This window comes from Streptomyces sp. NPDC046716, from assembly GCF_040645755.1.
In the GTDB taxonomy this organism is placed as follows: Bacteria; Actinomycetota; Actinomycetes; order Streptomycetales; family Streptomycetaceae; genus Streptomyces.
Window position 1 is genome coordinate 110,550 of the sequence record NZ_JBEYYU010000020.1, and the last position, 20,893, is coordinate 131,442.

Consider the following 20,893-nt stretch of genomic DNA (forward strand, 5'->3'; position numbering starts at 1 on the left):
GTGACCGGCATGACCGTGCTGTTGCTGACCGCCGCCGCGTACGAGGCCGACCCCGAGGGCCCCGGCGCCGACGCGCATCTCGTGCTGCGGGCCGCGGCCGCCGCCGGGCTCGGCGCGCACGACCTCGACGCCGCCGGACGCGCGGGCCTGACCCGCGACGCCGACGGACGGCTGCGGCTGCCGGACCCACGCGCCCGGTACGCGGCGGAGCCGCCCGCCCGGCGCAGGGCCGCGCACCGTCTGCTGGCCGCAGCCGCCACGGGGGAGCGGCAGCGGCCGGCGGGCCTCCTGCACCGGGTGCTCGCGACGCCGTACCCGGACGAGCGGCTCGGCGCCCGCCTAGCCGCCGCGGCGGGGGAGCCGGGCCCGCCCGCGGGGGAGCGGGCCACGGCCCTCGCCCTCGCCGCCGGGCTCGCATCCGACCCGGCGACGCGGGCCGCCCGACTGGTCGCGGCGGCCGACCGCTACCGGCGCGCGGGCCGCCCGGCGCGGGCCCGCGCACTCCTCGACCGGGCCGCGGCTTCCACGGCCCCGGGACCGGTGCGCGGACAGGCCGCGCTGGTCCAGGGGCTGCTGGCGCTGCGCGACGGACCCGTGGCCGACGCCCGCGAGTCGCTGCTGCTCGCCGCCGCGCACGGGACCCCGGGACCCGCCCTCGACGCCCGGCTCGCCGCCGCGGAGGCGGCCTGGGCGCTCGGCGACGCGGAGGGGTACCGGGAGGTCGTCGGCGTCCAGGGGATCCCGCCGGGGCCCGGCGCCGTCCTCGACTACCGCCTCGGCATGTCCGCCTCGCTCGGCGAGCGGTTCCTGGCCGGCCGGGCCGCCCTGACCCGCGTCGTCGAACAGGCCGCGTCCGGCTCGGAGGGGGAGCCGGACGCCCTGCTGCGCGCCGGGGCCGCCGCCCTCGTCGCCGGACAGGTCGAGGCCGCCTGCCGGATCGGCAGCAGGGCCCTCGCCGCCGCCCGCGCCCGGGACGCGGCGCCCGAGGTGCCCCGCGCCCTGGAACTGCTCGCGTACGGCGAACTGCGCTCGGGGCGGCACGCCCGCGCCCGGGCCCACGCCGAGGAGGGGCTGCGCACCGCCCGCGCCGGCGGACAGCGCAACCTCGTGGCGTGCCAGCACGCCGTCCTCGCCCTGGCCGCCTCCCTGGACAGCGACACCGCAACCGTCGCCCGGCACGCCTCGGCCGCCCAGCACATCGCCGACCGGCACGGCCTCGTCCAGACCGCGACGCTCGCCCAATGGGCGCTCGCCCGGGCCGACCTGGCGCGCGGCCGGGCCGCCGAGGCGACGGCCCGGCTCGCCCCGCTGACCGGCCCCGGGCCGCGCCGCGGTCACTTCGCGGTGCGGATGCTCGCCGTGCCCTGTCTCGTGGAGGCGGCGGCGTCGGCGGGCGAGCCCGGCGGGGCGCGCGAGGCCGTCGCGGAGTTCGCCGTGTGGACCGAGCGCGGGTACGACCCGCAGGCCCCGGCCCAGCTCGCCCGCTGCCAGGCCCTGCTCGACCCCTGCGACGACCGCTTCGGCGAGGCCCTGGCCCGCCACGACCGGGCCGGCGGCGGCGACTTCGAGCGGGCCCGCACCGCCGCCCTGTACGGCAAGTGGCTGCGCCGCACCCGCAGACCGGCCCGTGCCCGGGTGCTGCTGCGCGACGCCCTGGTCGCCTTCGAGCGGTGCGGAGCCGCGGTCTGGGCCGCGCAGACCGCGGCCGAACTGAGGGCCACCGGCGAGGCGTCCGGCAACCGTCAACCCCCCTCCGAGCTGGCCGAGTTGACCCCGCAGCAGCTGCGCATCGCACACTGCGTCGCCGAGGGCGACACCAACCGCGAGGTCGCCCGCCGTCTCTCGGTGAGCCCGCGCACCGTGGACCACCACCTGCGCAACGTCTTCGCGCAGCTCGGCGTCCGCTCCCGCGTCGAACTGGCCCGGCTCGTCCATCACGCGGAACGGCCCGCCACCGCCTCCTAGGGCGTGTCCGCAAGGTTCCGCACCACATCCCCGTACCGCATCGTTTCCTTCCGGGGGCTGGAGACCGACTGGACGGTATGTCATTCTGCGGGCCCGGGGCGGAGCGGCCGCGCCCCGGCGCGAGCCGAACCGTGGAGGACCGATGCCCGCGCATCTCGTACGCCCCAAGCCCGTCACCACGCCCGCCGCGGTGGGAGTACTGCGCCGCGCGGCGCTCCCGTTGCTCGGCCGGCTCCCCGCGCTCACCGACCGGCTGGTGGCGGAACTGGCGGAGCGGGAGCCGGCCTACCGCGCCGCGATCGAGACCGACCCCGCCGAAGTGCGCCGGGAGGTGCGGCGCTCGCTGCGGCACAGCGTCGACTCGCTCCTCGACCCGGCCCGCTCGCGCGCCGCCGCCCGCGCCTGCTCGGCCCGGATCGGTGCCGAACGCGCCGCGGACGGACTGCCGCTGGACGCCGTCCTGCACGCCTTCCGGCTCGGCGGCGCCCTGATCTGGCAGGCCCTGGTCGACGAGGTCACGGTCCAGCGGCCCGAGGACGCCCACCTCCTGGTCCATCTCGCCGCCGACGTGCGGGGGTTCGTCGACGAGCACTGCGCCTGCGTGGCCGACGCCTACCAGCAGGCCGAGCACGAACTGACCTGGCGGCGCGACAACCGGCGCCGCCTGATGACCGCCGCCCTCCTCGACGGCGCCACCCGCATCGCCGATCTGCCCGCGGCCGCCGCCGAGTTGGGCCTGGCCGAACAGGGCCGGTACGCGGTGGTGCTCGTCGCGGGCGGTCCGGGCGCGCCGCCCGTGCTGCCCGGCGAACCCCGGGCGGTGTGGCACCCGGGCCCCGACCGGCGGCGCGGCATCGTCCCCCTCGCGGACCGGACCAGCGCCGAACTCGCCGCCGTCTGCCGCGCGACCACGGACCGCGTCCCGGGGCTGCGGATCGGGGTCAGCCCCGCCGTCGACGGCCTCGCCGCGATCGGCGCCGCCCGGCGGCTCGCCGAGACCGCCCTGCGCATCTGCCCCGCGACCGGCGGCACCGTCCTCCTCGACGACGAACTGCCCGCCGCCCTCGTCGCCGCCGCCCCCGGACTCGGCCGGCTCCTCGCCGACCGGGCGCTCGGCCCGCTGCTCGCCCTGCCGCCCGCCGACCGCGATGTCCTGCTCGACACCCTGACCGTCTGGCTGGACTGCGACGGCTCCGCGCAGCGTGCCGCCGCCCGCCTCTACTGCCACCGCAACACCGTGCTCAACCGGCTGCGGCGCTGCGAACAGCTCACCGGGCGCAGCCTGGCCCGCCCGGCCGACCTCGTGGAACTCGGGCTCGCCCTGAGCGCGTACCGGCTGCGCCGGGACTGACCCTTACGAAGTCCCTCTTGCGCAATTTTTATTGCGCAACTTTTCTTTCGTATCTAGAGTCAGGAGCATGACGGAACCACGCCGCATCGCCGATCTCGCCACCCTCAAGGCCTTCGGCCACCCCCTGCGCATGCGGCTCTACGGCGCCCTGAAGATGCGCGGGACCGCCACCGCCTCGCAGCTCGCGGAGGACCTCGACGACGGCACGGCCGTCTCCCTGGTCAGCTACCACCTGCGCAAGCTGGCCGAGCACGGCCTGATCGAGGAGGCCGGGCGCCGCGAGGGCGGCGACGCGCGGGAGCGCTGGTGGCAGGCCGCGCAGGAGACGCTGCGCATCGACAGCAAGGACTTCCGGGACACCCCGGAGGGCGCCGCCGCGCACACCGCGCTGTCCCGCGTCATGTACGACCAGCGCCGCGACCACTACCTGCGCTTCCTGGAGCAGCGCGCCGGCTGGAGCGCCGAGTGGCAGGACGCGCACGACAGCTCCGACTTCATGGCCCGGCTCACCCCGGACGAACTCAAGCGCATGACCGCCGAGTTGCACGCCGTCGTCGCCCGGTACACGGAGCACGGCAGGACCGCGGACCCCGAGGGCCGCGAAATGGTCGGCGTCCACCTGTACGCGTTCCCGATGAGAGGCTGACCGCGATGGTCCTCGACCCGCTCGCCGCCCGGCGCCGCTACAGCGCGGTGTCGTTCCTCTTCTGGCTCCCCATCGGCCTCTGCGTCCCCGTCCAGGTACTGCTGCTGACCGAGCGTGGCGTGTCCCTGTCCGCCGTCGCCGCCCTCTTCGCCGTGCACTCCCTCACGGCCGCCGCCCTCGAACTGCCCACCGGGGGACTCTCCGACGTCCTCGGCCGCCGCGCCGTCCTCGCCGCGTCCGGCGTCCTCACCGCCGCCGCCCTCGCGCTGACCGCGTTCGGCACCACCGTCTGGCTCCTGGCCCTGGCCATGGTGCTCAAGGGCGCCGCCCGCGCACTCAACAGCGGCCCCGCCGAGGCCTGGTACGTCGACACCGTGCACGCCCACGAAGGACCCGACGCCGAACTGCGCCCCGGCCTCGCCCGCGGCGGCGCCGCCGGTGCCGCCGCCCTCGCGCTCGGCACCCTGGCCGGCGGCCTCGGCCCCTGGCTGCTCGACCGCGACGGCCGGCTCGAAGCGGCCACCGGCCTGCCCGCGCTCGCCGTGCCGCTGCTGCTCGGCGCGCTCATCAGCGCCCTCTACGTCGGCTACGTCATGCTCGCCCTGCCCGAACCCCCGCGCCCGCCCGCCACCCTGCGCGGCGTCCTCGCCGGGATCCCCGGCGCCGTCACCGCGGGCGTCCGCCACACCGCCCGGGACGTCCTGGTGCGCCGCGTCGTGCTGACCGCCGCCGCCGTCGGCAGCGCCCTCGGCGTCGTCGAACTGCTCACGCCCGGCCGCGCCGCCGACCTCACCGGCAGCGCCGACGGCGGCGCCGTGCTCTACGCGGTGCTCGCCTGCGCCGGATTCTGCGGCACCGCCCTCGGCAACCGCCTCGCACCACTCGCCGCCCGGCTCGCCCGCAGCGGTGAACGCGCCGTCCTCGCCGGGGAGTTCACCGCCGTACTCGGCGTCGCGCTGCTGTGCGTCACCGCGGCGACGGACCTCGCGGTGCCCGCCGCGCTCGGCTATCTGCTCGTCTACGTGGGCATCGGCGCGGCGAGCCCCAGCGCCAACGAGTTCCTGCACCGGCGCACCGACAGCTCAGGGCGCGCCACGGCCCTCTCCGTGCAGTCCCTCGCCCTGCAACTGGCCGGAGCCGGCGGCAGCCTGATCGCGGGCGCCCTGCCGGCCGGGGCCGCGGCCTGGCTGCCCGGACTGCTCGGCCTGACGGCGGGCGCACTGCTGTGGACCCGCCGCGCGCCAGCCGCAACTCCCGTGACCGGCAGGGTGGTTGACGGGGAAGAGGCTAAAGCCCCAGCGCCTTCGTCTCGGTGAGCCGGTCCACCGCCGCCTTGTCGCCCTCCAGCTCCACGTCCGCCGCGTCCTGCCGGCCGAACGCGAACAGCAGCAGCTCGGCCGGCTCACCGGTGACCGTGACCACCGGAGCGCCCTTGTGGGCCACCGCCGTCTGCCCGTCGGGCCGCCGCAGCACGAGCCCCACCGGCGCCTTGCGGCCCACCATCCGGGCCATCCGCTCCAGCCGCGACCAGAGCGCCTCCGAGAAGACCGGGTCCAGCTCACGCGGCGACCAGTCGGGCTGCGCCCGGCGCACGTCCTCCGCGTGGACATAGAACTCCACCGCGTTCGACGCCTCGTCCACCGGCTTCAGGGAGAAGGGCGAAAACCGCGGCGGACCGGTCCTGATCAGCTGGATCAGCTCTTCGTAGGGCTTCTCCGCGTACTCCGCCTGGACCCGGTCCAGGCGCGGCGCGAGCTGTTTGACGAGGATTCCGCCCGCCGCGTCGGGGCGCCGCTCGCGCACCACGACATGGGCCGCGAGATCACGGGCGGTCCAGCCCTCGCACAGGGTGGGCGCCTCAGGGCCCGCGGCCTCCAGCAGGTCCGCGAGAAGAAGCCGTTCACGCTTGGCATGGGTCGACATGGCCGCCAGCCTACGACCGGCCCCGCCGTCCGGACAGTGGACGCCGACAGAACCCGCACAAGTGGCGCGGCACAATGGCACGTATGACCAGCACGCCCCAGTCCAGTGACCTCGACCCGGCCGTCGCCGCCCGCCTCAAGCGCAGCGCAGACGGCCTGGTCCCCGCCATCGCCCAGCAGTACGACACCGGCGAGGTGCTGATGCTCGGCTGGATGGACGACGAGGCACTGCACCGCACCCTCACCACGGGCCGCTGCACCTACTGGTCGCGCAGCCGCCAGGAGTACTGGGTCAAGGGCGACACCTCGGGACACTTCCAGCACGTGAAGTCCGTCGCCCTCGACTGCGACGCCGACACCGTGCTCGTCAAGGTCGACCAGGTCGGCGCCGCCTGCCACACCGGCGCGCGGACCTGCTTCGACGCCGACGTCCTCCCCGTCACCCAGTAAGGTCGGCCGCCATGGATCTCGAGACCTTCCGCAAGCTGGCGACCGACCGCCGAGTGATCCCCGTCAGCCGCAAGCTCCTCGCGGACGGCGACACCCCCGTCGGCCTGTACCGCAAGCTCGCCGCCGAACGGCCCGGCACCTTCCTCCTGGAGTCCGCGGAGAACGGCCGGTCGTGGTCCCGCTATTCGTTCGTGGGCGTCCGCTCCGCCGGCACCCTGACCGAGCGCGACGGACAGGCCCACTGGCAGGGCACCCCGCCGGTCGGCGTCCCCGTCGACGGCGACCCGCTCGCCGCCCTGCGCGCCACGGTCGAGACGCTGCACACCCCCCGCTACGAGGGCCTGCCGCCCTTCACCGGCGGCATGGTCGGCTACCTCGGCTACGACATCGTGCGCCGCCTGGAGAAGATCGGCCCCGGCGAGCGCGACGATCTGCAGCTCCCCGAGCTGACGATGCTGCTCACCAGCGACCTCGCTGTCCTCGACCACTGGGACGGCTCGGTCCTCCTGATCGCCAACGCGATCAACCACAACGACCTCGACACCGGAGTCGACGAGGCGTACGCCGACGCCGTGGCCCGGCTCGACGCCATGGAGGCCGACCTCGCCGAGCCGGCCGACTCCGCCCCGGCCGCGCTCCCGCCCTCCGAACTCCCCGAGTTCACCGCGCTGTGGGGCGGCAAGGACTACCAGGCCGCCGTCGACGACATCAAAGAGCGGATCAGGGCCGGCGAGGCCTTCCAGGTCGTCCCCTCCCAGCGCTTCGAAACCCCCTGCACCGCAAGCGCGTTGGACGTCTACCGGGTCCTGCGGGCGACGAACCCGTCGCCGTACATGTACCTCTTCCGGTTCGACGGCTTCGACGTCGTCGGCTCCTCGCCGGAGGCCCTGGTCAAGGTCGAGGACGGCCGCGCCATGGTCCACCCCATCGCCGGCACCCGCCCGCGCGGCGCGACCCCGCAGGCCGACCAGAGTTACGCCGACGAACTCATCGCCGACCCCAAGGAGCGCGCCGAGCACCTGATGCTCGTCGACCTCGGCCGCAACGACCTGGGGCGGGTCTGCGAACCGGGCTCCGTCGAGGTCGTCGACTTCATGTCCATCGAGCGGTACTCGCACGTCATGCACATCGTGTCCACGGTGACCGGCACCGTCGCCGCGGACCGCACCGCCTTCGACGTGCTCACCGCCTGCTTCCCGGCCGGCACCCTCTCCGGCGCCCCCAAGCCCCGCGCGATGCAGATCATCGACGAGCTGGAGCCCTCCCGCCGCGGCCTGTACGGCGGCTGCGTCGGCTACCTCGACTTCGCCGGGGACTCCGACACCGCCATCGCCATCCGCACCGCACTGCTGCGCGAGGGCACCGCCTACGTCCAGGCGGGCGCCGGCGTCGTCGCCGACTCCGACCCGGTCGCCGAGGACACCGAGTGCCGCAACAAGGCCGCGGCCGTGCTCCGCGCGGTCCACACGGCGAACCGGCTCGGCGCGCACACAGTGTGACGTGACGCACGACTCCTCCCCGCGATGCCCCTCCGCCTGTACAGAGGGGCGATAGTGGAGTACGTGACTGCCGTACCTCACCCCCGTACCGAAGCCGCCGAGACCGGCCCCGCCGCCAGGCGCGGCCGGCGCAGCCTCGCCGTCGCGCTGCTCTTCGGGGCCCTGGGCGCCACGGTCGCGCTGCTCGCCTCCCGCCAGGAGTGGTGCTCGGGCGTCGCCGCCGTCGCGGGCGGCGATCTGAAGCTGAGCGCCAAGGGCAGCGACGTCACCGGCGTCCCGGCCGCCCTGGCCGTCGTCGGACTCGCCGCGCTCGTCGCCGTCTTCGCCGTGCGCCGCGCGGGCCGCTTCCTGGTCGCCTCGCTGCTCGCCCTGTCCGGCGCGGGCGCCGTCGCCGCCGCCGTGCTCGGCGCGGACGACAGCTCGGCCCTCGACGACAAGGCGGCCCAGGCCTCCGGCAACGCGGCGACCACCATCGACGCACTCACCCACACCGCCTGGCCCTACGTCGCCGCCGGCGGCGGAGCCCTCATCCTGGTCGCCGGGATCCTCGCCGTGATCTACGGCGCGGCCTGGCCCTCCATGGGCGGCCGCTACGAGCGCTCGGGCGCCCCCCGGGCCCGCAAGCAGAAGGCCCTCGACCCGGACCGCCCCGAGGACCTGTGGAAGGCCCTGGACCGGGGCGAGGACCCGACGGGCGCCTGAAGGCCCGTCCACCAACCCCCCGTGCCGGAGCCGTGCCCCGGTACGGGACAATGAGCGCAAGCAGCCTGAGCAACGCGCTGGTCAGCTAAGAGAATTACGCAACGAGGAGCAAGCCATGGCGGACAGCAGCCACGGACACACCCCGGCCGCCTGGACCGGTGTCATCATCGCCTTTATCGGCTTCATCGTCGCGGGCGCCTTCATGGTGATGGGCAGCGTCGTCGGCTTCTGGGCCGGCATGGCCCTGCTCGCCCTCGCCGCCGTCGTCGGCGGCGCGATGCACGTCGCCGGCCTCGGCAAGCCGCGCCGCGCCGAGCTGAAGCTGAACACCTCGGCCTCGGAGGCCTGAGCCACGCACACCGCGAAGGGGCGGCCGGCGACACGATCGCCGGCCGCCCCTTCGTGTCGCCGACAGGCGGAGGGCAGGCCTCCGGGGCAGAATTCACGGGTGACCGTCGAGACGACCGACACCGCGCCCGCGACCTCCCACGACCACCCCGGCCTCCTGCGCCGCACCGCGGTGCCGCTGGGCCTGCTCGGCGGCGTCGCGGCGGCCTTCGCGTACGTCGGCACCGTCGACCCCAACCAGCCGGGCCACTACCCGGCCTGCCCGCTCCTCCAGCTCGCCGGGATCTACTGCCCGGGCTGCGGCGGACTGCGCAGCGCCCACGCGATCGTGCACGGCGACCTCACGGCGGCGCTCGGCGCCAACGCCCTCGCGGTCGTCGGCTACGCCCTCTTCGCCGTGGGCTGGGCCGTGTGGGCCGTGCGGGCCGCCAGGGGCCTGCGGGGCGCACCGTTCGGCCTCCGGCCCGGCCGTGCGCACCTGTGGGCGCTCGGCGCCGTCGTGCTCGTCTTCACGGTTGTCCGGAACCTGCCCCTGGGTGGCTTCCTGCACCCTTGATCATCCGTAACTGTCCAGGTAGTGGGACCATCGTCAACCGGATGCGGAGCCTCAGCCCGGCTCCGGATACCATTTCAGTGACCAGCAGATTGCCCAGTGAACAGTCAGAAGGGAGTCCGCTCGCGTGAGTGTGCTCGACGAGATCATCGACGGAGTCCGTGCCGACCTCGCGGAACGGCAGGCGCGCGTCAGCCTCGACGAGCTCAAGGAGCGCGTGGAGAAGGCTCCCGCGGCCAAGGACGGCGTCGCGGCCCTGCGCGGCGACGGTGTCAAGGTCATCTGTGAGGTCAAGCGGTCCAGCCCGTCCAAGGGCGCGCTCGCCGCGATCGCCGACCCGGCCGGCCTCGCCGCCGACTACGAGGCGGGCGGCGCCGCCGTCATCTCCGTACTGACCGAGCAGCGCCGCTTCGGCGGATCGCTGGCCGACCTGGAGGCGGTCCGCGCCAAGGTCGACATCCCGGTCCTGCGCAAGGACTTCATCGTCACCTCGTACCAGCTGTGGGAGGCCCGGGCGTACGGCGCCGACCTCGCCCTGCTGATCGTGGCCGCGCTGGAGCAGCCCGCCCTGGAGTCCCTCATCGAGCGCGCCGAGTCCATCGGCCTCACCGCGCTCGTCGAGGCGCACGACGAGGACGAGGTCGAGCGGGCGGTGGACGCCGGGGCCAAGGTCATCGGCATCAACACCCGCAACCTGAAGGACCTCACCGTCGACCGCGGCACCTTCGAGCGCGTCGCCCCCGACATCCCGGACCACATCGTCAAGGTCGCCGAGTCCGGCGTGCGCGGCCCGCACGACCTGATCGCGTACGCCAACGCGGGCGCGGACGCGGTCCTGGTCGGCGAGTCCCTGGTCACCGGCCGCGACCCGAAGGCCGCCGTCGCCGATCTGGTCGCCGCGGGCGCCCACCCGGCCCTGCGGCACGGACGGTAGTCTCACCGCCATGTCCATCGCCGCCCGCCTCGCACCCGGCTGCCGCCCCCGCGGCTGCCGCGCTCCGGCGCGCCGTGTGCGCGGGCGGCGGGTCCGGTACCACATCGGCGCGGAGCCGGGCCAGATCAACGGCATGCGATGGCACGCGCCCCGTTAGGGGCGCGGGGAACGGCGCGAGCAACCACATACGGCCCGCAGCCGACGTAACACCCATGCCCCCACGGCGTTTAGTCATCACCAAAACCCACCGTGAGGTTGACGCATGCCCAGCGAGTACTTCATCCCGGACCCCGAGGGTCTGGTCCCCAGCGCCGAGGGCTACTTCGGCGCGTTCGGCGGCAAGTTCATCCCGGAGGCGCTCGTCGCCGCCGTGGACGAGGTCGCCGTCGAGTACGACAAGGCCAAGAACGACCCCGAGTTCGCCCGCGAGCTCGACGACCTCCTGGTCCACTACACCGGCCGCCCCAGCTCCCTCACCGAGGTGCCCCGGTTCGCCGAGCACGCCGGCGGCGCCCGGATCTTCCTCAAGCGCGAGGACCTGAACCACACCGGCTCGCACAAGATCAACAACGTGCTCGGCCAGGCCCTGCTCACCAAGCGCATGGGCAAGACCCGCGTCATCGCCGAGACCGGAGCCGGCCAGCACGGCGTCGCCACGGCCACCGCCTGCGCGCTGTTCGGCCTCGAATGCACCATCTACATGGGCGAGATCGACACCCAGCGCCAGGCCCTGAACGTGGCCCGGATGCGCATGCTGGGCGCCGAGGTCATCGCCGTGAAGTCCGGCAGCCGCACCCTCAAGGACGCCATCAACGAGGCGTTCCGCGACTGGGTCGCCAACGTCGACCGCACGCACTACCTGTTCGGCACGGTCGCGGGCCCCCACCCCTTCCCGGCGATGGTCCGCGACTTCCACCGCGTCATCGGCGTCGAGGCCCGCCGCCAGATCCTGGAGCGCGCCGGACGCCTGCCCGACGCGGCCATCGCCTGCGTCGGCGGCGGCTCGAACGCCATCGGCCTGTTCCACGCGTTCATCCCGGACACCGACGTCCGTCTCGTCGGCTGCGAACCGGCCGGCCACGGCGTCGAGACCGGCGAGCACGCCGCGACCCTGACCGCGGGCGAGCCCGGCATCCTGCACGGCTCGCGCTCCTACGTCCTCCAGGACGAGGAGGGCCAGATCACCGAGCCCTACTCGATCTCGGCGGGCCTGGACTACCCGGGCATCGGTCCCGAGCACGCCTACCTCAAGGACAGCGGCCGCGGCGAGTACCGCGCCGTCACCGACGACGCGGCCATGCAGGCGCTGCGCCTGCTGTCGCGCACGGAGGGCATCATCCCGGCCATCGAGTCCGCGCACGCCCTCGCGGGCGCGATCGAGGTCGGCAAGGAGCTCGGCAAGGACGGGCTGATCATCGTCAACCTGTCCGGTCGCGGCGACAAGGACATGGACACCGCGGCCCGCTACTTCGGGCTGTACGACACGGACGCGTCCGTCGCCGCGGACGCCGAGGGCGAGCAGGCCGAGATCGAGGGGGACGCCAAGTGAGCGGCAACATCCAGCTGTTGAGTGACACCCTGGCCGGCGCCAAGGCCGAGGGCCGCTCCGCCCTCATCGCCTACCTCCCGGCCGGCTTCCCGTCGGTCGACGGCGGCATCGAGGCGGTCAAGGCCGCCTTCGACGGCGGCGCCGACGTGGTCGAGGTGGGCCTGCCGCACTCCGACCCGGTGCTCGACGGCCCGGTCATCCAGACCGCCGACGACATCGCGCTGCGCGGCGGCCTCAAGATCAAGGACGTCATGCGCACCGTGCGCGAGGCGTTCGAGGCCACCGGCAAGCCGGTGCTCGTCATGACGTACTGGAACCCGATCTACATCTACGGCGTGGAGCGGTTCACCACCGAGCTCGCCGAGGCCGGCGGCGCGGGCTGCATCCTGCCCGACCTGCCGGTGCAGGAGTCCGCCGAATGGCGGCAGCACGCCGAGAAGAACGGCCTCGGCACCGTCTTCGTCGTGGCGCCCAGCAGCCAGGACGAGCGCCTCGCGACCATCACCGCGGCCGGTTCGGGGTTCGTCTACGCCGCCTCGCTGATGGGCGTCACCGGCACCCGCGAGTCGGTCGGCAACCAGGCCCAGGAACTGGTGCGCCGCACCAAGGCCACCACCGACCTGCCGGTCTGCGTCGGCCTCGGCGTCTCCAACGCGGTGCAGGCCCGTGAGGTCGCCGGGTTCGCCGACGGGGTCATCGTCGGCTCGGCGTTCGTGAAGCGGATGCTGGACGCCCCCGACGAGAAGGCCGGCCTCGAGGGCGTCCGCGCCCTCGCCGCCGAGCTCGCCGAAGGTGTACGGGGCACGAAGTAACACGGAGTCACGTACCCCTTACGGGTGGAATACGTTGCGGGGAGGCACGTTGGTGCCTCCCCGTCTCGTTGGCGCGGGTGTGAGTGAGAAGAACCGTGAGGGAAAGCGCGCCGCCCGCGAGCGACTGGCCGCGGAGCGAGAGAAGCAGAAGACCGCGGAGAAGCGCCGCCGGACGTTGATCGTGAGCGCGACCGTCGTCTGTGTGCTGGGACTGGCCGCGGTGATCGGCGTGGTCGCCGCCAATTCCGGTGGCGACGACGACGGCGACACCGCGTCGGGCCCGGTGAGCGCGCCGCAGGGCGCCACCGGCACCGACAAGCTGGCGATCCCCGTCGGCCAGGACACCGCCAAGTCGACCCTCACCATCTGGGAGGACTTCCGCTGTCCGGCGTGCAAGTCCGTCGAGGACTCGTACCGCTCGACCCTCCACGAGCTGGCCGACTCGGGCAAGGTGAAGATCGAGTACCACCTCGTCACGCTCATCGACTCGAACATGGGCGGCAGCGGTTCCCTGCGCGCGGGCAACGCGGCGGCCTGCGCCCAGGACGCCGGAAAGTTCCGCGACTACCACGACGTGCTGTACGAGAACCAGCCGGACGAGTCGGACGACGCGTTCTCCAAGAACAGCAAGCTGCTCGATCTCGCGGGCAAGGTCGACGGCCTGGTCACGGACACCTTCAAGGCGTGTGTGAACGACGGGAAGCACGACACCTGGGTGCAGAAGAACTACAAGAAGTTCCAGGACGACAAGCTCTCGGGCACGCCGACGATGATCCTGAACGGCAAGACGCTCGACCTGAACTCGCTGACGCCTCAGAAGCTGAAGCAGCAGGTGGAGGCCGCCGACAAGTAGGCCGTTATGGAGCCGTTGCCGGGCTGCCGGACGCGCTCCCTGCCCGGCACGGTAGCGTCGACCCTGCCATGGAACTTGCCTACATTCCCAGCCCGTCGCGCGGGGTCGTCCACCTCGGACCGATCCCGCTCCGCGGCTACGCGTTCTGCATCATCATCGGCGTCTTCCTGGCCGTCTGGCTCGGGAACAGGCGCTGGATCGCCCGCGGCGGGCGGGCCGGCACGGTTGCCGACATCGCCGTCTGGGCGGTGCCGTTCGGCCTGGTCGGCGGGCGCCTCTACCACGTGATCACGGACTACGAGCTGTACTTCAGCGAGGGCCGTGACTGGGTGGACGCCTTCAAGATCTGGGAGGGCGGCCTCGGCATCTGGGGCGCCATCGCGCTCGGCGCGGTCGGCGCGTGGATCGGCTGCCGCCGCCGTGGCATCCCGCTCCCGGCGTGGGCCGACGCCCTCGCGCCCGGCATCGCGCTGGCCCAGGCCGCCGGCCGCTGGGGCAACTGGTTCAACCAGGAGCTGTACGGCAAGCCGACCGACCTGCCGTGGGCGCTGAAGATCACCTCCGACACGGACGGCCGGGTTCCGGGCACCTACCACCCGACGTTCCTGTACGAGTCGCTGTGGTGCATCGGCGTCGCGCTGCTCGTCATCTGGGCCGACCGCAGGTTCAAGCTCGGGCACGGGCGGGCGTTCGCGCTGTATGTCGCGTCGTACTGCGTGGGGCGGTTCTGGATCGAGTGGATGCGGGTGGACGACGCGCACCACGTTCTGGGGCTGCGGCTCAATGACTGGACGGCGATGGGGGTCTTCCTGCTCGCCGTGATCTACATGGTGGTGTCGGCGAAGACGCGGCCCGGGCGCGAAGAGGTCGTCGAGCCCGGTTCTGAGGATGCTGTCGTGGACCTGGACAAGGGTGCGGCTGATTCTGATTCTGAGCCGGACTCGGAGTCGGGCTCCGAGCCCGAGTCCAAGCCCGAGGCTGAGGCCGCCTCCGAGGCCGAGGCCAAGAAGGGCTGACCTTCGGCTGACGGCCGGTGGCCGCTTCTCGCGCAGTTCCCCGCGCCCCTGGAAACGAGCTCCGCTCGCCCAGGGGCGCTGCGCGTAGCGCCGCCTTCAGGGGGAGGCTGCGCGGAGCGCATGCCTCAGGGGCGCGGGGAACTGCGCGAGAAGCCCCACCGGCCCGCGGACGGGCGTGAAGCCACCACCTGGCCGCGGCCGAACGCCCAGGTCATCGGGCGGCCAGGTCGAGGACCCGGTGCGCGCCGGCGACCACCGCGGCGTCCACGAAACGCCCGTCCGCCAGCGCCAGCGCCCCCGCGTCGAGCGCCGCCGCGTCGACGATGTCCCGCGCCGCCGCCACCTCGGCCTCCGTCGGGCGGAACGCGTCCTCGATCACCGGGAGCTGGCGCGGATGGATCGCCGTGCGGCCCAGGAAGCCGAGCGCGCGCCCCTCGGCGCAGGAGAGGGCCAGGCCCGCCGTGTCCCGGACGTCCGGGTAGACGGACTGCGGCGGGGGCGGGAGCTGGGCCGCCCGGGCGGCGACCACGGCCCGGCCGCGTACCCAGGCCAGGCCCGTCGCGTCCGGGACGCCCAGGTCGGCGCGGAGGTCGGCCTCGCCGAGCGCGATGCCGTGCACCGAGGGATGGGCGGCGATGTCGTAGGCGTGCTCGATGCCGAGGGCTGATTCGAGCAGCGCGTACAGCGGCGGCGCCGCACCGGCCCAGTCGACGACGCGGGTCAGGTCCGCCGGGCCGGTCACCTTCGGCAGCCGCAGCGCGTCCAGGCCGGGGAGCCCGCTGAGGCGGCGCACCTCCCGCTCGGCGAGCGGCCCGTCGAGCGCGTTGACGCGGACGTGCACCGGTACGTCGTGCCGGTCGGCGAGGAGGTCGGCCGTGGCGTCGAGGGCGTACGCCTTGCGGTCGGGGGCGACCGCGTCCTCCAGGTCGACCAGGACCACGTCGGCGCCGGAGCCCAGCGCCTTGGCGACCACATCGGGGCGGTCCCCGGGGACGTACAGCCAGGTGACGTAGAACGTGCTCATACCGCACCAGCCTCCCGCAAAGCGGTCACGTCCGCCTCCGACAGGCCGAGGGCGGAGAGGATCTCGTCGGTGTCCGCGCCGTGCCCGCGCCCCGTCCACCGGATCCCGCCCGGGGTCTCGGAGAGGCGGAAGAGGACGTTCTGCATCTTCACCGTGCCGAGGTCCGGGTCGGGGAGTTCGGTGATCGACTCCAGGGCCCGGTACTGCTCGTCGGCCAGCACGTCGCGGATGTCGTGGATCGGCGCGATCGCCGCCTCGGCCCGCTCGAAGGCCGTCACCACCTCGTCGCGGGTGTGGGCCGCGATCCAGCCGCCGACCGCGTCGTCCAGCGCGTCGGCGTGCGCGGCCCGGCCCGCGCCCGTCGCGAACCAGTCCTCGTCGATGAACTCGGGGCGGCCCACCAGGCGCATCACGCGCTCCGCGATCGACTGGGCGGAGGTGGAGACCGCGACCCACTTGCCGTCGCCGGTGCGGTACGTGTTGCGGGGCGCGTTGTTCGTGGAGCGGTTCCCGGTACGCGGCTGGACGTAGCCGAGCTGGTCGTACCAGGTGGCCTGCGGGCCGAGGATCGCCAGCATCGGCTCGATGATCGCCATGTCGACGACCTGGCCGCGGCCCGTGGCGTCGCGGCCGCGCAGGGCCGCCATGACCGCGTACGAGGTGGCGAGCGCCGCGATGGAGTCGGCGAGGCCGAACGGGGGCAGCGTCGGGGGGCCGTCCGGCTGGCCCGTGATCGCGGCGAAGCCGGACATGGCCTCGGCCAGCGTGCCGAATCCGGGGCGGCGCGCGTACGGGCCGAACTGGCCGAAGCCGGTGACGCGGGCGAGCACCAGGCGGGGATTGGCGGCGCTCAGCTCGTCCCAGCCGAGGTGCCACTTCTCCAGGGTGCCGGGGCGGAAGTTCTCGATGACGACGTCCGACTCGGCGACCAGCTTGAGGAGGACCTCGCGGCCGCCCGGCGAGGAGAGGTCGAGGGTGAGGTTCTTCTTGTTGCGGCCGAGCGTCTTCCACCACAGGCCGACGCCGTCCTTGGACGGGCCGTGGCCGCGGGAGGGGTCCGGCTTGCGCGGGTGCTCGACCTTGACGACCTCGGCGCCGAAGTCGCCGAGCATCGTCGCGCAGAGCGGGCCCGCGAAGAGGGTGGCCAGGTCGAGGACCTTGAGGCCGGTCAACGGACCGGCGGCGGTGGTGTCGTGAGGGGTCGTCATGCGCGGGCCTCCAGAGTGAGCCGGGCCAGTTCGTCGAAGCCGATGCCGTCGAAACCGGCGACGGTGGTGGCGAGCCGGTTCTTCAGCGGCGCCGTCCAGGACGAGGGCAGCAGGTCCGGGTCGCCCGCGAGCAGGCCCGCGATCGAGCCGGCCGTGGCGCCGTTGGAGTCGGTGTCCCAGCCGCCGGACACCACGCGGCAGATGGAGCCCGCGAAGTCGCCGTCGGCGTGGGTGAGGGCCGCGGCGAGGAGCGCGGCGTTGGGCAGCACATGGACCCAGTGATGGTCGCGGTAGTGGTCGTGCAGGACGTCCACCACCTGCTCGAACGCCTCGGGGGTACCCGTGGGTTCGGCGGCGGCCGTGTCGATGCCGAGCCGGATCGCCTGCGCGTAGCGGGAGCGGGGCGGGATGTGGGCGAGCGCCGCGGTGAGGGTCTCGTGGACCGTGGTGGGGGCCGGGCCCGCCACGTGGGCGATCGCGGCCGCCACGAACATCTCGCCGTAGACACCGTTGGCGGTATGCGTCAACGACGCGTCGCGGTGGGCCAGTTCGGCGGCGCGGGACGGGTCGCCCGGGTTGGTCCAGCCGAAGATGTCGGCCCGGATCTGGGCGCCGATCCACTCGCGGAACGGATTGCGGTACGTCGCCGTGTGCGGCGGCTCCAGACCGGCGAGGAGGTTGCGGTAGGCGACCCGCTCGGCGGTGAAGGTGCGGCCCGCCGGGAGTTCGTCCAGCCACAGCTTGGCCACGTCCCCGGTGCTGAAGCCGTGGCCGTGACGCTGGATCAGGAGCAGTCCGAGGAGCGGGTAGTTGAGGTCGTCGTCCTCCGGCATGCCGTCGATGTTCTCGGCGAGGGAGGTGGGGCGCGAGCGGCGGTTCCAGGGGTGTTCCCGCGCGATCGCGGGGTCCAGGCCCTGTTCGGTGAACCAGGCCGCCAGGGGCCAGTTGCCCGTGGACCGGGCGATCGCCCGGATCCCGGTCAGGGTCAGCTTCTCGACCGGCTTGCCCAGCAGGCAGCCGGCCGCCCGGCCGAGCCAGGCGGCGTGCAGCCGGCGCAGCTCGGTGCCGGGGTCCGGGCGCGCGGGCGCCGGGGCGGGCGCCGCGGGGGCCCGGTACTCCGCCGGTTCGGCCGCGGCGAGCGGGGACGGCTCGGCCGCCAGCTCGTCCAGCAACCGCTCCGCCAGGGCGCGCAGTTCGGGGGTGGCCGGGTCGGCGGAGGCGCCCGCGCGGTCCGGCGCGAGGTGACCGCCCGCCGCCACCCAGCGCTCCTCGACCGCCGTGGCGTCGCGCCCGTCCTGTGCGGCCTGCCGCAGTTCGTGGCCGATCAGGTCCTCGGGCTGCACCCAGGTCAGTCGCAGTGTCACAGGGAATCGCCTCGCGAGGACGCGCCGCTCAGATCGTCCGACCCGCTTGTCCGGCCGGGGGTCCGGGGGTTGTCCCCCGGGGAGGCGCTGTACAGGCCCGCGATCGACGCGAAGGCCGCCTCGTGGGCGCGGCGGCGCTCCAGGTCCCGGCCGTGCACCTCGCGCGTGACCTGCGCGAGGGACGCCGCCGGGGTGTGCAGGTCCAGCTTGCTGGCCCGCGCGATCTCCGTGCTCCACTCCTTGGGGACCGCCTGCTCCCCGTACAGGGCGCCGACGATCGCGCCGCTCATCGTGGCGATCGAGTCGCAGTCGCGGCCGTAGTTGACCGAGCCCAGGACGGTCTGCCGGAAGTCGCCGCGGCCGACGAGCAGCATGCCGAGCGCCACCGGAAGCTCCTCGATGGCGTGCAGCCGGGAGGGGCGGCGGGCGCCGAGCGACGGCTTGCGGTACTCGGGGCCGACGGTGTCGAAGGGGGCCACGGCCTCCCGCAGCGGGGCGAGCGCGTCCTCGAAGTCGTCGTAGCGGGCGGCCACTTCGCAGACCGCCTCGATCGCGGACCGGGTGCCGTCCTTGGCCAGCTTCAGGGTCTCCTCGACGACCGACTCGGGCGTCGCGCCCGGCCGGTACGCGGCGGCGACGGCCGCCGCGAAGACGCCCGCGGCCTCGCGGCCGTAGCTGCTCTGGTGCGCGCCCGCCACGTCGAGCGCCTCCTCGTACGCCTTCAGCGGGTTGCCCGCGTTGACCGCGCCGACGGGCGCCATGTACATCGCCGCGCCGCAGTTCACGATGTTGCCGACGCCCGCCTCGCGGGGGTCCACGTGGCCGTAGTGGATGCGCGCCACGATCCACTTCTCGGCGAGGAAGATCCGCTGGAGGGGCAGGGCCTCCGCCTCCAGCTCGGGGATCCAGCGGGGCGTGCCGATCAGGTCGGGGACCAGGTGATCGGCGACGGCGTACGCGTCGAGGTGGTCGCGGACCTTCTCGTACACGCGGATCAGCGCGTGCGTCATCAGGGTGTCGTCGGTGACGTGCCCGTCGCCCTTGTGGTACGGGGCGATGGGCCGGGCCGTCTTCCAGTCGTCCTTGTAGAACGGCTCGACGATGCCGCGCACCCGGCCGTTGTGCCGCTCCGCGATCGCCTCGGGGGTCCAGCCCTCGACGGGGCCGCCGAGCGCGTCGCCCACGGCCGCGCCGACCAGGGCGCCGGTGGTGCGGTCTTCCAGGGACGGGAGGGAGGGGGCGTTGCTCATGCCGGAGTTCCTTCTGCGGTACGGGAGATGGAGTGATGCGCGGGAGGCACGGTGTCGGCCAGGCGGGCCGCCAGGTCCGTGAGGTCGGTGCCGGCCAGGTTCGGCAGGGCGCAGCCGGCGAGAATCCGGCAGGCGTCGCGCCAGGTGTCGGGCAGGGCGTCGGCGCCGCCGACCGCGCCGGTCAGCGCGCCGGCCAGGGCGGGGGCGCTGTCCGCGACGCGGGAGAGACAGGCCGCGGTGGGCACCGCCTCGGAGACCGCGCCCGCGGCGGCCGTCGCCACGGCGAGGGCGACCGGGACGGTCTCCGCGGCGGCGATGCCGTAGCTGTAGACGTGGTCGACGATCTCGTGCTCCAGGACCGGGACCAGCGCGAACGCGTTGCCGGGCAGGCCCGGGCGGGCGGCCGCCGCGGCGCGGCCCAGCTCCACGGCGCGGTGTGCGTTGCGGTGGATCTCGGTGCCTTCGGGGAGCTGGGCGAGGGCCGCGTCCACGCAGGTGTCGACGAGGGCCCCGCCGAGCGCCGCGGACACGGCCGCCGCCATCGCGCGGGCGCCGTGCACGCCGTCGCCGTCCTGGGTGTAGCGGGCGTCGAACTCGGCCAGGTCCGCGGCCATTTCGGGGGCGCCCGGGTGGACGACCGCGAGGACGGCGGCCCGGACGCAGGCTGCGTCGTCGAAGTAGTGCGGGTTGTCGTGGCCGGTGGCGGGCGGGCGCAGGCCCGCGGCGAGGTTGCCGAGGCCGGCCCGTACCGAGATGCGGGCGCGCAGCGGGATCTGGGCGGACTCGATCTCGTCGGCGCGGGCCGCGGCCACCGCGATCTCGTCCGCGAGGGCGTTCCAGGCCAGGGAGAGCGCGGAGCGGACGCGGTGGTCGGGCGGCAGGTCGCCGAGGCCGTCGGCGTGGGCGGCGAGGACGGCCTGGGCCGTGAACGCCGCCCATTCGGCGTCGTCGGAGGGGCCGAGGCGGAGGGGTTCGGGGGGCTGGTTCAGGGCGATCGGGACGGGGAGCGTCGTCGTGGCGTTCTGCTCCGCGAAGGTGTCCAGTTCGCGGGTGAGGCGGCGGGTCCAGTCGGGGAGGCGGGCCGCGCGGTGTCGTCCCGACGGCCAGCCGGCCGCGTCGCCGGCTGCGATGCCGAGGAGGAGGCCCTCGATGCGGTCGGGGGTTGTCATGGGTGGGCCTTTCGGGGTTCGTTGCCGGGTGCGGGTTGCGTCGTGGCCGGTCGCGCAGTTCCCCGCGCCCCTGGAAGCGAGCTCCGCTCGCCCAGGGACAGGGGAAGGCGCGCGCGGCGCATGCCTTCAGGGGCGCGGGGAACTGCGCGGGAAGAGGCCGCCGGGGCGCGGGTGGAAGACGAGCTGAAAAAAGGGCGCGGGGAACATTGCGGCCAGGTCGGCCGGAGGTCAGCCGCGGCCGGTGCGTGGGGCCCGGCCGTCGCGGGTGAGGACGTGCT

21 protein-coding genes are annotated in these 20,893 nt (G+C 74.3%); 15 read left to right on the forward strand and 6 right to left on the reverse strand.

All coding sequences use genetic code 11. The annotated features are described in order from the left end of the window. Positions 1-9: 9 nt before the first annotated feature. From ABZ930_RS17500 to ABZ930_RS17515, 4 genes are all read left to right on the forward strand, one after another. On the forward strand, positions 10-1,965 hold the full coding sequence (locus ABZ930_RS17500; protein ID WP_361548596.1) for a LuxR C-terminal-related transcriptional regulator: 1,956 nt from the start codon (positions 10-12) through the stop codon (positions 1,963-1,965). Positions 1,966-2,107: 142 nt separating this feature from the next. Next, a complete protein-coding gene (locus tag ABZ930_RS17505; RefSeq protein WP_361548520.1) occupies positions 2,108-3,316 on the forward strand; it encodes a helix-turn-helix domain-containing protein in 1,209 nt (402 codons plus the stop codon). Positions 3,317-3,383: 67 nt separating this feature from the next. After that, positions 3,384-3,962 (forward strand): helix-turn-helix domain-containing protein, encoded by a 579-nt coding sequence (locus tag ABZ930_RS17510; RefSeq protein ID WP_361548523.1) that lies wholly within the window; start codon positions 3,384-3,386, stop codon positions 3,960-3,962. 5 nt (positions 3,963-3,967) lie between these two features. After that, positions 3,968-5,278, forward strand: a complete 1,311-nt coding sequence (locus ABZ930_RS17515) for an MFS transporter (protein WP_361548526.1) — start codon at positions 3,968-3,970, stop codon at positions 5,276-5,278. On the opposite strand, the gene ABZ930_RS17520 is transcribed toward ABZ930_RS17515, so the two are convergent. Next, positions 5,250-5,885 carry a TIGR03085 family metal-binding protein gene (locus tag ABZ930_RS17520; protein ID WP_361548529.1) on the reverse strand — a complete coding sequence of 212 codons (636 nt, stop codon included), beginning with the start codon at positions 5,883-5,885 and terminating at the stop codon, positions 5,250-5,252. The two genes, ABZ930_RS17515 and ABZ930_RS17520, sit on opposite strands and share 29 nt — an antisense overlap. Before the next feature lie 83 nt (positions 5,886-5,968). On the opposite strand from ABZ930_RS17520, the gene hisI reads away from it, so the two are divergent. The 11 genes from hisI to lgt all read left to right on the forward strand — a co-directional run bounded on the left by hisI (position 5,969) and on the right by lgt (position 14,600). Beyond that, positions 5,969-6,334, forward strand: coding sequence for a phosphoribosyl-AMP cyclohydrolase (gene hisI, locus ABZ930_RS17525; protein WP_361548532.1), 366 nt, complete (start codon positions 5,969-5,971; stop codon positions 6,332-6,334). A gap of 11 nt (positions 6,335-6,345) precedes the next feature. Continuing rightward, complete coding sequence (locus ABZ930_RS17530) at positions 6,346-7,833, forward strand: anthranilate synthase component I (protein WP_361548535.1); 1,488 nt, start codon at positions 6,346-6,348, stop codon at positions 7,831-7,833. Between the two features lie 54 nt (positions 7,834-7,887). After that, the gene (locus ABZ930_RS17535) at positions 7,888-8,535 is read left to right on the forward strand and encodes a TIGR02234 family membrane protein (protein WP_361548538.1); all 648 of its coding nucleotides are present in this window, start codon (positions 7,888-7,890) and stop codon (positions 8,533-8,535) included. Positions 8,536-8,650: 115 nt separating this feature from the next. Continuing rightward, positions 8,651-8,884 carry an HGxxPAAW family protein gene (locus tag ABZ930_RS17540; protein WP_361548541.1) on the forward strand — a complete coding sequence of 78 codons (234 nt, stop codon included), beginning with the start codon at positions 8,651-8,653 and terminating at the stop codon, positions 8,882-8,884. Between the two features lie 99 nt (positions 8,885-8,983). Further along, the gene (locus ABZ930_RS17545; RefSeq protein ID WP_361548544.1) at positions 8,984-9,439 is read left to right on the forward strand and encodes a DUF2752 domain-containing protein; all 456 of its coding nucleotides are present in this window, start codon (positions 8,984-8,986) and stop codon (positions 9,437-9,439) included. 124 nt (positions 9,440-9,563) lie between these two features. Continuing rightward, on the forward strand, positions 9,564-10,370 hold the full coding sequence (gene trpC / locus ABZ930_RS17550; RefSeq protein WP_361548547.1) for an indole-3-glycerol phosphate synthase TrpC: 807 nt from the start codon (positions 9,564-9,566) through the stop codon (positions 10,368-10,370). Positions 10,371-10,380: 10 nt separating this feature from the next. Next, positions 10,381-10,527: a hypothetical protein gene (locus ABZ930_RS17555; RefSeq protein WP_361548549.1), complete on the forward strand. Its 147-nt coding sequence runs from the start codon at positions 10,381-10,383 to the stop codon at positions 10,525-10,527. A 105-nt stretch (positions 10,528-10,632) separates the two neighbouring features. Then, a complete protein-coding gene (gene trpB / locus ABZ930_RS17560) occupies positions 10,633-11,919 on the forward strand; it encodes a tryptophan synthase subunit beta (protein WP_361548552.1) in 1,287 nt (428 codons plus the stop codon). Continuing rightward, the gene (trpA, locus tag ABZ930_RS17565) at positions 11,916-12,731 is read left to right on the forward strand and encodes a tryptophan synthase subunit alpha (protein WP_361548555.1); all 816 of its coding nucleotides are present in this window, start codon (positions 11,916-11,918) and stop codon (positions 12,729-12,731) included. The genes trpB and trpA overlap by 4 nt, the downstream gene beginning before the upstream one ends. Positions 12,732-12,810: 79 nt before the next feature. Beyond that, on the forward strand, positions 12,811-13,584 hold the full coding sequence (locus ABZ930_RS17570; RefSeq protein WP_361548558.1) for a thioredoxin domain-containing protein: 774 nt from the start codon (positions 12,811-12,813) through the stop codon (positions 13,582-13,584). A gap of 68 nt (positions 13,585-13,652) precedes the next feature. After that, positions 13,653-14,600 (forward strand): prolipoprotein diacylglyceryl transferase, encoded by a 948-nt coding sequence (gene lgt, locus ABZ930_RS17575; RefSeq protein WP_361548561.1) that lies wholly within the window; start codon positions 13,653-13,655, stop codon positions 14,598-14,600. Between the two features lie 211 nt (positions 14,601-14,811). On the opposite strand, the gene ABZ930_RS17580 is transcribed toward lgt, so the two are convergent. Genes ABZ930_RS17580 through ABZ930_RS17600 form a run of 5 tightly spaced genes read right to left on the reverse strand, consistent with a single transcriptional unit; the run spans position 14,812 to position 20,615 of the window. Continuing rightward, complete coding sequence (locus ABZ930_RS17580) at positions 14,812-15,624, reverse strand: CoA ester lyase (protein ID WP_361548564.1); 813 nt, start codon at positions 15,622-15,624, stop codon at positions 14,812-14,814. Further along, positions 15,621-16,832 carry a CoA transferase gene (locus ABZ930_RS17585; RefSeq protein ID WP_361548566.1) on the reverse strand — a complete coding sequence of 404 codons (1,212 nt, stop codon included), beginning with the start codon at positions 16,830-16,832 and terminating at the stop codon, positions 15,621-15,623. Before ABZ930_RS17585 ends, ABZ930_RS17580 begins: the two co-directional genes overlap by 4 nt. After that, positions 16,829-18,196 carry an ADP-ribosylglycohydrolase family protein gene (locus tag ABZ930_RS17590; RefSeq protein WP_361548569.1) on the reverse strand — a complete coding sequence of 456 codons (1,368 nt, stop codon included), beginning with the start codon at positions 18,194-18,196 and terminating at the stop codon, positions 16,829-16,831. Before ABZ930_RS17590 ends, ABZ930_RS17585 begins: the two co-directional genes overlap by 4 nt. After that, positions 18,193-19,446, reverse strand: a complete 1,254-nt coding sequence (locus ABZ930_RS17595) for an ADP-ribosylglycohydrolase family protein (RefSeq protein ID WP_361548572.1) — start codon at positions 19,444-19,446, stop codon at positions 18,193-18,195. The genes ABZ930_RS17590 and ABZ930_RS17595 overlap by 4 nt, the downstream gene beginning before the upstream one ends. Beyond that, entirely contained in the window at positions 19,443-20,615 is a 1,173-nt protein-coding gene (locus ABZ930_RS17600) for an ADP-ribosylglycohydrolase family protein (protein WP_361548575.1), read from the reverse strand. The genes ABZ930_RS17595 and ABZ930_RS17600 overlap by 4 nt, the downstream gene beginning before the upstream one ends. Positions 20,616-20,893 lie beyond the last annotated feature (278 nt).

What these genes read in the sequence shown, in the direction of transcription:
- ABZ930_RS17500 (WP_361548596.1), top strand. Translation starts at nt 10, where the DNA reads ATGACCGTGCTGTTGCTGACCGCCGCCGCGTACGAGGCCGACCCCGAG.
- ABZ930_RS17505 (WP_361548520.1), top strand. Translation starts at nt 2,108, where the DNA reads ATGCCCGCGCATCTCGTACGCCCCAAGCCCGTCACCACGCCCGCCGCG.
- ABZ930_RS17510 (WP_361548523.1), top strand. Translation starts at nt 3,384, where the DNA reads ATGACGGAACCACGCCGCATCGCCGATCTCGCCACCCTCAAGGCCTTC.
- ABZ930_RS17515 (WP_361548526.1), top strand. Translation starts at nt 3,968, where the DNA reads ATGGTCCTCGACCCGCTCGCCGCCCGGCGCCGCTACAGCGCGGTGTCG.
- ABZ930_RS17520 (WP_361548529.1), bottom strand. Translation starts at nt 5,885, where the DNA reads ATGTCGACCCATGCCAAGCGTGAACGGCTTCTTCTCGCGGACCTGCTG.
- hisI (WP_361548532.1), top strand. Translation starts at nt 5,969, where the DNA reads ATGACCAGCACGCCCCAGTCCAGTGACCTCGACCCGGCCGTCGCCGCC.
- ABZ930_RS17530 (WP_361548535.1), top strand. Translation starts at nt 6,346, where the DNA reads ATGGATCTCGAGACCTTCCGCAAGCTGGCGACCGACCGCCGAGTGATC.
- ABZ930_RS17540 (WP_361548541.1), top strand. Translation starts at nt 8,651, where the DNA reads ATGGCGGACAGCAGCCACGGACACACCCCGGCCGCCTGGACCGGTGTC.
- ABZ930_RS17555 (WP_361548549.1), top strand. Translation starts at nt 10,381, where the DNA reads ATGTCCATCGCCGCCCGCCTCGCACCCGGCTGCCGCCCCCGCGGCTGC.
- trpB (WP_361548552.1), top strand. Translation starts at nt 10,633, where the DNA reads ATGCCCAGCGAGTACTTCATCCCGGACCCCGAGGGTCTGGTCCCCAGC.
- lgt (WP_361548561.1), top strand. Translation starts at nt 13,653, where the DNA reads ATGGAACTTGCCTACATTCCCAGCCCGTCGCGCGGGGTCGTCCACCTC.
- ABZ930_RS17580 (WP_361548564.1), bottom strand. Translation starts at nt 15,624, where the DNA reads ATGAGCACGTTCTACGTCACCTGGCTGTACGTCCCCGGGGACCGCCCC.
- ABZ930_RS17585 (WP_361548566.1), bottom strand. Translation starts at nt 16,832, where the DNA reads ATGACGACCCCTCACGACACCACCGCCGCCGGTCCGTTGACCGGCCTC.
- ABZ930_RS17595 (WP_361548572.1), bottom strand. Translation starts at nt 19,446, where the DNA reads ATGAGCAACGCCCCCTCCCTCCCGTCCCTGGAAGACCGCACCACCGGC.
- ABZ930_RS17600 (WP_361548575.1), bottom strand. Translation starts at nt 20,615, where the DNA reads ATGACAACCCCCGACCGCATCGAGGGCCTCCTCCTCGGCATCGCAGCC.